An 11,794-nucleotide genomic window follows, 5' to 3' on the forward strand; every position below is an offset into this window, starting at 1 on the left:
ATACACGATACACCGACATATAGCAGCATACAACATACGACGCTCACTACTACTTACTACACTTCACTACTAAACTCTCACACAGTATGGATGCACTTGATATCGTCAAAGGCTTCAATGAGATCCTCTGGAACCACTTCCTGATGTACGTCCTCCTCGGCGTCGGGATCTTCTACTCTGTCTATCTGGGATTTCCCCAGATCCGTCACTTTCGCCTGGCCTTCCGCTATGCCTTTCGTCCCTCCACGGGGATGAAGGAGGTCGAGGGAGGGCCCAAGGTCAATTCTTTCCAGGCTCTAGCCACAGCCGTAGCCGCGCAGGTCGGTACGGGGAACGTAGCTGGGGTCGCTACGGCTATCGCCATGGGGGGGATGGGATCCGTCTTCTGGATGTGGATCTCTGCTTTCCTCGGCATGGGGACGATCTTCTCTGAGGCGGTGCTCGCACAGAAGTATCGTAGGGTCTACGGCTCCGACATCGTCGGGGGGCCCGCCTACTATATCCACCAAGGACTCAAGACGAAGAAGCTAGCTGTCTTCTACTCCATCGCCATGATCATCGCTACGGGCTTCATCGGGTCCATGGTGCAGGCCAATTCCATCTCACTCGCTATCACCACCGCTGTCGACGTCCAGCCCTGGATCATCGGGGGGACTATCGCCCTACTCGTCGGGCTTGTCATCATGGGGGGGCAGCAGCGTATCACCTCGGTGGCTGAGCTTGTCGTACCCTTTATGGCGGTCGCCTATATCCTTGGGTCAGTTATCATCATGGTGATGTGTGCCGATAAGCTCCCTGAGGTCTTTACTGGGATCTTCTCCGAGGCCTTCTCGACCAAGGCTGCTGCTGGGGGAGCTGTAGGTACGGTGATGAAGTACGCTATCCGCTATGGGGTCGCTCGTGGGCTCTTCTCCAACGAGGCCGGTATGGGTACTACCCCACACGCACATGCCCTGGCAGAGGTCAAGGACCCCTCGGTACAGGGCTTCGTCGCCATGTCTGGGGTCTTCATCACGCTCCTCATCTGTACCTCTACAGCACTTGTGATCCTACTCACAGGAGCCTTCGCAGATACGAGCCTTCAGTCGGTAGAAATTACGCAGACGGCCTTTAACCAGACCTTCGGCAAGGCTGGGGTGATCTTCCTCGCTGTCTGTCTGCTCTTCTTCGCCTTCACGACGATCATCGGATGGTACATCTTCGGAGAGATGAACATCAAGTATCTCTTTGGAAAGAAGGGGGTCTATCCCTTCCGTGCCATCGTCCTCTGCTTCGTCTTCATGGGGTCGCTCTTCGCTGCGAACCTAGTGTGGGAGCTAGCAGATACCTTCAATGGGTTCATGATCATCCCTAATATCATCGCTATCGTATACCTCTCACCACAGGTCAAGAAGACCTACAAGGAGTTCCTACGTAAGCGTAAGGCTGGCCAGCTCTAGCCCCGTATCGCTCAAAAGTAGATAGGCGCACTATCCGGATGATGGATGGTGCGCCTATCTATATTTAGATGCTTCGCAAGGAGGGGGCGAGACTGAGTGTCTCCTGCTACCCAGTGAGGGTTGCTAGTCCACCTCGAACTGATCTAGGTAGAGGTTCGTCCCGTCCCAGACGGCATAGGAATTGTACTGTAGCCAGTCGCCTAGGATGAGGATGCGCTTATCTCCCTTGAGTGCTAGATCTAGGAGTAGATGTCTGTGCCCGAAGAGGTAGTAATCGACCTCAGGGTGTCGCTCGGAGTGATACTTGGCAAAGCGTACGAGGAGCTCTTGCTCGACCCCGAAGTAGTCATTGTGGTAGGCATGGGGAATCCTCCCGTGGGTACGCCGAGCCATCCCTCTACGGCGGCTACGTAGGGAGCAGCTGAGGGCAAAGCCCACAGTCCAGCGTGGGTGGATCGCTCCATAGAGTAGGCGAGCTAGGGGATTGCGAAAGAGCTTGTAGAGGAACTTATTGGAGAACTTCTGCGCACAGTACTCCTTGTCACCATGGGCTAGGCGAAAGGTCTTGCCTAGGAGCTCCACTGTGAGTGCATCATGGTGGATGATCGCCCCGACTTCCTGAGCGAGGTAGTCCCTGAACCACACATCGTGGTTGCCCGCGAAGAAGTGAATCTCCACCCCTCGGTCGTGCATCAGAGCGACTTGCCCGAGGAAGCGTACGTGCCCCTGGGGGACTACAGCCTTGTACTCAAACCAGTAGTCAAACATATCGCCCAGGAAGTATACCGCCCTAGCCTCTGGCTCTATACTCTGTAGCCAGCGGACTAGTCGGCACTCCACGGCTCGGGGATCTTCGTGATACCCTGATCCTAGGTGTGCATCGCTAGTGAAGAAGATCTTAGTGCGCTCCATCTCTCTGCTTATGCTACAGGAAGCCAAGCTCTAGCATGGCCTCCTCACTCATCATATCCTTGTTCCACTCAGGGTCGAAGGTTAGCTGTATATCCACGCCCGTTACCCCCTCGACATCCTCCACCTTGAGTCGCACATCCTCTAGGATGAAGTCAGCCGCAGGGCAGTTGGGGGCGGTAAGGGTCATCGTGATGGTCACATGCTTGTCGTCGGTGAGCTCGACGCAGTAGATGAGCCCCAGATCATAGACATTCACTGGGATCTCGGGGTCGTACACCGTACGCAGGACGGAGACTATATCTTCCTCTATACGGAGGTATTCGTTTTCGTCGGACATATATCTAGTAGTATTGATACGTTTTATCTATAGGTAACTATTGAGTGGGGCTAATGGTTGAGCCCGAAAGTCCTGAGCGGGCCGAGTCACAGGACAGGTTAGTCGGGAGGGGGCTACCGATGGGGATCTCGGCCACTAGCCTCTGTGGGGACTGAGCTCGTCAGAAGTGAGCCGACTTCGTACTAATAGCAGGGATTTAGATATATTTAGGTATCTTTGTCTTGCAGGAATGCGTAGAACAATATAAATAGAAACAATATTCTATAAGATATGAAGAAGCTAGGTTTTATCTTGAGCGCACTACTCCTCTTCGTCGGAGTCGTCATCGCTCAGAACGGAAAGGGTGCTGTGATTACCTCCTCAGCCCCAGAGTTCGACTTTGGAATTATCAAGGAAGCTAATGGCAAGGTCTCCCATACCTTCGTCATCCGTAATACAGGGGATGCCCCCTTGGTCATCACGCGTGTCGCTACTCCCTGTGCCTGCACGACACCCGAGTACAGCCGTGAGCCGATCGCTCCGGGTAAGGACGGGAAGATCACGGTGACCTACAATCCCGCAGGTCGCCCAGGTCCCTTCTACAAGAACATCGCTATCTATAGCAACGGGAAGGACGGCGCATTCACCCTCCGCATCAAGGGAACGGTCGAGTAGCCCCGCTCCTCCTGTCCTTACTCTACCGGGGTAAGTGATTAAGGGAGACAGCTCTAGCCTATGTGCTGGAGCTGTCTCCCTTTTTGTTAGGTCGGTGGCTAAGCAAAATACCTATGGATAGGTAGTGTGTTTCTAGGTAAATAGCTGTACTTTTGTATACTAAATCTTTTAAAGAAGTCAATGAGTAGTATTCCTTTCGATCTGACTAAGATCAAGGCGTTTGTCCTAGACATGGATGGCGTAGTCAGCGCCACAGTCAGTCCTATAGGACCAGACGGGATGCCGATGCGTACCGTCAATGTCAAGGACGGCTATGCGATGCAGTACGCCGTCAAGCAGGGCTATACCATCGCTATCATCTCGGGGGGAGCAAGCGAGGCGATGGAGCGACGCTTCCGACAGCTCGGTGTAGCCTATATCTACATGCGTATCTCGGACAAGGCTGCTCAGCTCGACGTCCTCTGCCAGGAGTCTGGCCTCTCCCCCGACGAGATCGCCTACATCGGGGACGACATCCCTGATATCACGATCATGCAGCGTGTGGCTCTGCCCTGTGCCCCTGCCGACGCGGCTCCTGAGGTGAAGTCCGTAGCACGCTACATCTCCCTCTGTGACGGGGGCTATGGGGTGGTGCGGGACGTCATTGAGCAGACTCTTCGGGCAAATGGTCGCTGGTCACTCTCAGCAGGCTTCGGTTGGTAAGTCAAGGGAAGGAATACAATATCGCTAGATCTAGGTATATAAGGTATGTGGGAGCACCTAGCACACTATAGGATCATCCTGGGGTCTCAGTCCCCTCGGAGGGTAGAGCTCCTACGAGGGCTAGACCTAGACTTCGAGCAGCATAGTCTGCCCGACATTGACGAGTCCTACCCCGAGGGACTCCCTCTGCAGGAGATCCCCCGCTACATCGCCACAAGGAAGGCCGAGGCCTACTATACCTCCCTACGTGAGGATACCCTGCTCATCACGGCCGACACCCTCGTCTTCGCAGAGGGTGAGGTGCTCGGCAAGCCTAAGACGCAGGAGGAGGCAGCTGCGATGCTCCACCGCCTCTCTGGCCGAAGGCACTACGTCACGACCGGGGTCTCTATCCGCACCTCGCAGCACGACCTATCCTTTGCTGATACGGCAGCAGTCGATTTCCTTCCCCTCTCATCGCAGGAGATCGATTACTACGTCCAGCGCTACTCGCCTCTGGACAAGGCGGGTGCCTATGGGATACAGGAGTGGATCGGCTACGTGGCCATCTCTCGCATCGAGGGCTCGTTCTACACCGTGATGGGACTGCCCGTACACTTAGTCAGCAAATACCTCAAGACATTATAGATAATTACAGATACATGTTTACACAGATAGTAGGAGGACGCATCTACACGCCCTCAGGATGGATCGATGGGGGCTCAGTCCTCATCGAGGGAACGAAGATACGGGCTATCCTCAACTCTGATATTCCTATCGAGGATGCTTATCGGATCGATGCCCGTGGATCCTATATTATACCGGGGGGAGTCGAGACACACGTCCACGGGGCTGCTGGTGCGGACTTTATGGATGGTACTATAGACGCCTTCCGCACAGCTGCCGACTACCACCTACAGAATGGTACTACGACGATCTTCCCCACACTCTCTACCTCCAGCTACGAGACGATCATGAAGGGGATCGAGTGTACCGAGGCACTCATGCCCGACCCAGAGTCCTCCGTCGAAGGGCTACACCTAGAGGGTCCCTACTTCTCCGTCAAGATGGCTGGGGCGCAGCTCCCCGAGCTCATCCGCATAGCACGTCCAGAGGAGTATACCAAGATCATGGCACGAGGGCAGGGGATCATCCGGCGCTGGGATGCAGCCCCCGAGATAGAGGGCACGCTGGAGTTTGGTCGCTACGTCCGTGAGCGTGGTGTCGTGACCGCCATAGCCCATACCGAGGCTGGGGAGAAGGAGATCAAGGAGGCCTGGGAGCATGGCTATACCCTCGCTACCCACTTCTATAATGCGATGAAGGTCTCCCACAAGAAAGGGGTCTACAAGATGCCTGGTGCCGTGGAGACAATCCTAGATATGCCCGACTTCGATATCGAGGTCATCTGCGACGGGATCCATGTGCCCCCACTGATGGTGCACCTAGCCTACGCTACCAAGGGGCGTGAACGGATGGCTCTGACGACAGATGCGCTCCTCTATACAGGGACGCCCCCAGACTTCAAGGATCCGACAGGACATGCGATCGTAGAGGATGGCGTGTGCAAGCTCTCCGACCATTCGGCTCTAGCTGGGAGCATTGCGACGATGGATCTCCTCATCCGCACGGCGGTCAAGCGGGCTCGTATTCCCCTGATCGATGCTGTCTATATGGCTTCGGCGACACCTGCTCGTATTATGGGTATTCAGGATACGAAGGGTGCCCTAGAGGCTGGAAAGGATGCCGATATTCTCTTCCTCGACGAAGACCTAGAGCTACGCTTCGTGATGCATCGTGGGCGTGTCGTGCGTGGCGAGGAATATCTCTCCTAGCCTTCCCGTCAGAGACTCACAATAATATAGTTCTTACTAGGGGCTACACTACAGGCTTAGCTGTAGTGTAGCCCCTAGCGTATATATAGGGTTAGAGTCTGGGACTACTCTGATGATGAGACCATTGCGCAAGCTGACCTCTTTACTGCTTGCGCAATGGTCTCTTCTTGTTGAGTAGTGTGCGAATACCTCGCCAGTCAACGCAAGCGCTGATCTGTCGAAGGAACGAGTGCTTCATGCGGTCGCGACGCACCTGCGTATAAACTTGCAGGAAGCTCGGAGCGGATTCGGTTTGTTTGGTAGGTATAGCTTTCGACTATTTCAGTCATGAAAATACTAAAGATCACTGGTATACGAAATAGCCAAAATCCTAAACTCCCTTGAAATGCCGTACAATGGTCTCAAGTAGAACAACTAAGCTATGAGGATCTTGAAAGAGAAATAGATCTGAGCGTATCATATATACTTTCCTTTCCTACTAATGATATCATTGTCTATTCTGATAAAAAGCACCTCCTCAAAGAGCCCCTTTGCTGATAGAACAACATTAGGCAACAATGATTTCAACGGGTTACACGGCACCTTTAGCCTGATACTTCTCCCAATGAGAGGAGTTCCTGAATGTCACTATATCCCCTGCAAACAGGATCTTTCCTCCATGTTTACCCTTTCCTGGTCCAAGCTCCAAGACATAATCTACCCCTGATAGCCCTAGTACGGAATGCTCAACCAAGATGATCGTGGCTCCTTGGTCTGAGATCTTGCGAAACAAGCGCATCAAGCTCACCGCATCAGCTCTGCCAAGTCCCTTGAGCGGTTCATCAAAAATAAAGGTCCTCCCCTTCATCTTTTTATTTAATGCCTTAATAAGCTTCAAACGTTGGGACTCTCCTCCAGATAGTGTGTCTGTTGTACGAGACAGGCTTAGATAGCCCAGACCAAGAGATACTATACACTCTAGCACGGCTTGGACTTTAGGGTGATTCTGAAATATTCCTAACTCTATCAACTGATGCACTGGAAGCGTGAGCAAGTCACGAAAATTTAACCCTCGATATTCTAGTGATAGAGTTTCCTCATTATATCTCATCCCAGAACAATCCTCACAGATGACATCTACAATCGTTGTCGAGAAATCTAGGCTATATCGAATAACTCCCTTACCTCCGCATCTTTGACATTGGCATTCTGGGTTGGACAAGCTCAAGGGGCGAGATAAGGAATTACTTTTCGCATAAATCTGGCGTAGCTCTGTAGAGACTTCACTATAGGAGGCTAGAGTAGAAGCCTTAGTTCCTCGTAATACCTTCTGCGAAATATACTCTGTTTTCTCTCTAAGCTGAGAAAGCTGACGAGAAAGCGTCGTCTTACCCGATCCAGAGACACCATAAATGCCCGTAATACGTCCCTCTGGAATATCAACAGAGACATCTATAAGGTTATTTGCTGATATATGACTATAAGTCGTATAAGAATTACAGGCTCGCAGTCCAAACTCAACATCACAAGAATAGTTGGGTAAAGCATCCACAAGATTACCCCCATAAGCCCCAGCTCCAGGTCCCAAATAAATCGTCCGGTCTGTCTGTTCCAAGAAGTAAGGATTATGCTCAACCATAAGAATCGTATTACCCCGTTGCTGCAGCTCTTTGAGATCCTGAAGGACTGAATCATACTCCGAAACATGCAAGCTAGCAGAGGGCTCATCAACTATATAGAGGATATCACTAAGCTTAGCCGATATAATCCGAGTAAGTTGCACTCGCTGTAACTCACCGCCTGATAGCGTCGGGATACTACGATTTAGGCTAAGGTAGCCTAAATCACTCTTCACAAGTCGCTGTGCCACTTCTTGAATTCTATGAAGTAGGCGACGTAGTTCAGGGATAGTCTCCGAGAGTAATGATTTCGCTAAAAATTCAGATAGTTCATCCAGTTCAAGTGCATAAAGATCCCCTATAGAAAAACCTCGATAACGATAGCTCAGCACTTTCTCTGAAAAGCGCTTTCCTTGACAATGTGAACAAGGCAAAAGAATCTGTACCGATTCCAACTTCTTGGCTGAAGATATGTGGGCATGATCCCTCTCCAAGGATTGAACTTGTTCAAGATACCCCACATAGTAAAAGGAGTGCGTACGCATCTTACCGCCAAGCTTATAGCGTACCTGATACTTTTGATCTGATTGACCATGTAAAAGCTGGTTTTTCTGTGCTGGAGCAAGTTCTCTGAAGGGTATATCACAGGGGATGCCACTTATTTCCGCATACTTGAGTAGCAAAGCCTGATCATGTGGACTAGAAAGTAAAACAAATGGTCGCTCAAGCAAAGTACGCGTCTCATCGATTAGAGCCTTGGGATCTATTTGTCTCACTACCCCAAGTCCTTCACAAAAGGGACAGGAATTACCTGGGTTATTGATTGTAAATAGACTAGGGCTCATCTCTGATATAATAGAGTACAACAGGCGAAACTCTCGATCTACATGCAGGAAACTAGCAAGCAAGGAACGGGGATTGACATTCTGGTTATCTTGCTTTAAGGCAATCGTAGGCTTGATATGTTCATAACTTTCAATTTCATAGTCCTTATAGATGCCTTGATTTTGGTTATTTATTTTCCCCCACTCTTCCTGGGCGATAGCGTACACTGTCCCATAGGCAAGCGAAGTCTTACCAGAGCCACTAGGACCTGACACACCGACAAAGCTATGTTCTTCAAGGAGAAGATCTATCCCTTTAAGATTATGGGTTTGTATCCCCTGGTAGCTGATAATATTGTCCTTCTGTGCCACAGTATATACAGTTTCGACATCGTTTAAACGGGATAGTCGTAAAGTTCATCTCTCTAAGAGTAAACTCAGTTCGATTGTTCGCCATACAATAGTGTCCTATCCCAGATAAAAACTTGAAAGCTTCATTACTTGTGATAGATGCTGAGAGGGCTGATAATGGAGGGAAGCTACCGATCTTACGTTTTGGATTATCTAAACGTGTAATATTACTCGTATCAATTACATTTAGCTCTTCTAGTTCCATTCGGAAGCATTCTACACAAGCCGTTTCTCCAGGAATAATAATCTGTCCAATGAGCGTTTGGTGTAGATTATATCCTCCCCCGACACAATGCGCTATACCATGAGCCATAGCATAGTCACCCACAATCCTACTCGTCTCATCAACTGTAGGGTGATCTGCACAGTTAATGATCAGATCAACTACAACAGGATGACGGTCAAAGAACCCTTCATCAAGGACATCTTTTACGACCTCAATATCAAGTGTCTGATCTTTAGTCCAAAGGTAATCTCGGAAAGCTTCAACCTTGGAGCAACCCACATCTTCATAGCCAAATCCAATTTGCCGATGAAGATTTGAAAGTTCCACAAGGTCTGGATCGACAAGGGTAAAGTGCCTTACTCCTGACATCATCAGCGACTGAGTGACCCAGGTACCTACAGCCCCTAAGCCAATAATCAACACATGTGATGAGGACAGGCGATCAAAAGCCTGAATCACCTGGCTAGTTGAAGATACATAGTTTTCCAAGAAAGCATACACACGCTTATGTCTGAGATAGGACTCAGGATAGGTACAATCTACTTCTATCAAGATATGCTCTCTCTTCAATAGAGAAAATAGCTCCAAGATGGGGGCTAAATTAGACTCTTTCAATCCCTCATGCTCCATCCATTCCTCCACGGTCTTTAGACCATCGAGCGAAAAAAGCAATGGGCTAATCTCTGGATGGATCTTTAAGCTAAGTGCAGTCCTAATATCCGAACGAAAGAACTCTGTACGCTCCTCCGTCGTCACAACAGCCACCGTAGGGCGAAGCTTGAGCTTGCTATAGCGATCCACAGCTAGGGCAAGTGGGGTTTCTTGGGACATTAAGGTAATTAATCTTTAACGATTCAAATAGGCACTCACCTCTACCATAAGAGTGGGCTTGATCAGGGGCAGCTAAATAGTCTAGGATGGTTATTACAGCATAGCTAATAGAGAATAAGGCCATAGAAGCTAATCCCCCGACCTCGTAATCTTCCAGAGATGTCTGGGACCCAAGTGAAGCTGGTGCACTAGCCACATTGTAGCGAGGCTTCCATCCCTCAAGGCTTGCACTGAAATAACTCAAATAGCAATCCACGCAAGGAGTCTTACCAGGAATGATTAGCTCTCCGGTGCTCATTAAATGTGCATCAAAACCTCCAGCTACAAAGAGGGGGATATTGAGAGCCAAGCACCTACGCCCTACAGTAGCACTCGTATAGCCAATATAAGGCTCATCCATGGTATTTACCACTAAGTCACAACCTTGAAGAAAAGTGCCGATATCTGTATCATAGGACACCTGAGCCACATGACATTCAACCCGTAGTGAGGGATCTATCTCAAGTAGGTGATCCGCTAAAGCGTCCACCTTACTTTTACCTATATCTGAGTTAGCATAGGTATAATGACGCTCAACATTATAGGCCTGCACATAAGTATGATCCACCAAGACGAGACTACGTACACCTGCCATAGCTAACTGAAGTGCAATACCGCTACCAATAGCTCCAACTCCGAAGATTGCTACTCGGCTAGATTGTAGCTTTTTCTGAGTAAGGTATCCTCCATCCGAATAGGATGACCCAAAGAATGCGATTTGTCTGTCATATCGCACCTTGTCTTCCGAAGCTAATAGATTCTCAGATGAGACAACTTGAGCAATATCTTGGAGAATACGCCGGTCATAGAGATAGTTTACAAAAGGTTGAAGATTGGCAGCCTCTATTCCGAGTCGAATAGCCAGCTCATTAACACTAGAAATGCCATCTACAGAAGCAACAAAACGTATCAGGAGACCTGATACGTTTATGATGACACGCTGGCGTGTGGTAACAAAATAGAATTCGAGTCTGTGGTCTCCTATCTTGTATATATCGACAGAGGGATTGAGTCGGTAAATAGTGCTTGCATTATGCTCCATGAAGCCTAGTACTGCACCACACCGGCATTGAGCTCAAGGAAGGCGCCCCATTGCTCAACATTAGCGGGTTCATTATTACGTGTACACACACGCGTGCAACAGTCACTACGATTGCCACTACAGCCACCCGTGTAAGCTAGGAGCATTTCATCCGAGATCACCTCGAAACTAAAGTCTAGAGTGTTGTTCATTTGTTTATAATTTTAGCTTGTGAATTTTGAGCCTTATCTGATTACCAGTTGCCCTGATCTTCTATTTCCTGTGCATACTCATTCATCCAATAGGATTGCTCTTGGGCATCCTCTTTTAGGTCGGATTCCAATTGCCATTCGCCATCTACAAAATACTCCATTTCATCTTCTTCCTCATTATAGCGAGAGTCGCTATAAGGGAAACCATAAATTTCTTTCTCGTCCATGCTTATTATCTATTTATTAGTAAGACTTTTATTGTATTGAGACCTACTCTGAATACAGGTCAAAGTTACAATATTCTCTGTATATTCCAACTCCCGCATAAAATTGCCCTGAGCCTTGCTCTATAGCAAATTACACACTACAATGGGAGCATTGCGCAAATGGTAGCAAGCTTTTCGCATTGAGAGGCGGTCCATCCGTCCTCCTCGAAGATAGGTGATCAAGGATAAAAGAGACCATTGCACGGCATTTCAAGGGAGTTCGGGATTTTGGCTATTTCGTATACCAGTGATCTTTAGTATCTTCATGACTGAAATAGTCGAAAGCTATGCCTGCCAAACAAACCGAATCCGCTCCGAGCTTCCTGCAAGTTTATACGCAGGTGCTTCGCGACCGCATGAAGCACTCGTTCCTTCGACAGATCAGCGCTTGCCTTGACTGGCGAGGTATTCGCACACTACTCAACAAGAAGTATACAAAGACCCAGAACGCCACAGGTAATCCAGCCTATGATGCCTTGATGATGTTCAAGATCCTACTGCTTCAGAC

At 49.4% G+C, this 11,794-nt stretch carries 12 protein-coding genes and 1 pseudogene; 6 read left to right on the forward strand and 7 right to left on the reverse strand.

The features are described 5' to 3' along the window. The first annotated feature begins 86 nt into the window (after nt 1–86). Nucleotides 87–1,439: a sodium:alanine symporter family protein gene (locus QZ170_RS04800; RefSeq protein WP_297177930.1), complete on the forward strand. Its 1,353-nt coding sequence runs from the start codon at nt 87–89 to the stop codon at nt 1,437–1,439. A 123-nt stretch (nt 1,440–1,562) separates the two neighbouring features. On the opposite strand, the gene QZ170_RS04805 is transcribed toward QZ170_RS04800, so the two are convergent. Beyond that, entirely contained in the window at nt 1,563–2,351 is a 789-nt protein-coding gene (locus QZ170_RS04805) for a UDP-2,3-diacylglucosamine diphosphatase (protein ID WP_297177933.1), read from the reverse strand. Nucleotides 2,352–2,364: 13 nt separating this feature from the next. Continuing rightward, nucleotides 2,365–2,688 (reverse strand): iron-sulfur cluster assembly protein, encoded by a 324-nt coding sequence (locus QZ170_RS04810; RefSeq protein ID WP_297177936.1) that lies wholly within the window; start codon nt 2,686–2,688, stop codon nt 2,365–2,367. A 270-nt stretch (nt 2,689–2,958) separates the two neighbouring features. Here QZ170_RS04810 and QZ170_RS04815 point away from each other — a divergent pair, with 270 nt between their 5' ends. The 4 genes from QZ170_RS04815 (at nt 2,959) to nagA (ending at nt 5,858) form a co-directional block, all read left to right on the forward strand. Beyond that, nucleotides 2,959–3,342: a DUF1573 domain-containing protein gene (locus tag QZ170_RS04815; protein ID WP_297177939.1), complete on the forward strand. Its 384-nt coding sequence runs from the start codon at nt 2,959–2,961 to the stop codon at nt 3,340–3,342. A 180-nt stretch (nt 3,343–3,522) separates the two neighbouring features. Further along, on the forward strand, nt 3,523–4,044 hold the full coding sequence (locus QZ170_RS04820) for an HAD hydrolase family protein (protein WP_297177941.1): 522 nt from the start codon (nt 3,523–3,525) through the stop codon (nt 4,042–4,044). A 45-nt stretch (nt 4,045–4,089) separates the two neighbouring features. Further along, nucleotides 4,090–4,671 carry a Maf family nucleotide pyrophosphatase gene (locus tag QZ170_RS04825; protein ID WP_297177946.1) on the forward strand — a complete coding sequence of 194 codons (582 nt, stop codon included), beginning with the start codon at nt 4,090–4,092 and terminating at the stop codon, nt 4,669–4,671. Between the two features lie 14 nt (nt 4,672–4,685). Further along, on the forward strand, nt 4,686–5,858 hold the full coding sequence (gene nagA / locus QZ170_RS04830; protein WP_297177949.1) for an N-acetylglucosamine-6-phosphate deacetylase: 1,173 nt from the start codon (nt 4,686–4,688) through the stop codon (nt 5,856–5,858). Nucleotides 5,859–6,429: 571 nt separating this feature from the next. Here nagA and QZ170_RS04835 read toward each other — a convergent pair. From QZ170_RS04835 to QZ170_RS04855, 5 genes are read right to left on the reverse strand one after another with little or no spacing between them, the layout of a single operon-like run. Then, a complete protein-coding gene (locus tag QZ170_RS04835) occupies nt 6,430–8,652 on the reverse strand; it encodes an ATP-binding cassette domain-containing protein (protein WP_297177952.1) in 2,223 nt (740 codons plus the stop codon). Further along, on the reverse strand, nt 8,603–9,748 hold the full coding sequence (locus QZ170_RS04840; protein ID WP_297177953.1) for a ThiF family adenylyltransferase: 1,146 nt from the start codon (nt 9,746–9,748) through the stop codon (nt 8,603–8,605). Before QZ170_RS04840 ends, QZ170_RS04835 begins: the two co-directional genes overlap by 50 nt. Continuing rightward, nucleotides 9,705–10,829 carry a ThiF family adenylyltransferase gene (locus QZ170_RS04845; RefSeq protein ID WP_297177956.1) on the reverse strand — a complete coding sequence of 375 codons (1,125 nt, stop codon included), beginning with the start codon at nt 10,827–10,829 and terminating at the stop codon, nt 9,705–9,707. The genes QZ170_RS04840 and QZ170_RS04845 overlap by 44 nt, the downstream gene beginning before the upstream one ends. A 5-nt stretch (nt 10,830–10,834) precedes the next feature. Next, nucleotides 10,835–11,020, reverse strand: coding sequence for a hypothetical protein (locus QZ170_RS04850; RefSeq protein ID WP_297177959.1), 186 nt, complete (start codon nt 11,018–11,020; stop codon nt 10,835–10,837). Nucleotides 11,021–11,061: 41 nt separating this feature from the next. Further along, nucleotides 11,062–11,247 (reverse strand): hypothetical protein, encoded by a 186-nt coding sequence (locus QZ170_RS04855; RefSeq protein WP_297177962.1) that lies wholly within the window; start codon nt 11,245–11,247, stop codon nt 11,062–11,064. A 326-nt stretch (nt 11,248–11,573) separates the two neighbouring features. Here QZ170_RS04855 and QZ170_RS04860 point away from each other — a divergent pair. Then, nucleotides 11,574–11,794: pseudogene (locus tag QZ170_RS04860) on the forward strand (IS5/IS1182 family transposase); the annotation flags it as partial.

The organism is uncultured Porphyromonas sp. (assembly GCF_905372525.1).
GTDB lineage: Bacteria > Bacteroidota > Bacteroidia > Bacteroidales > Porphyromonadaceae > Porphyromonas.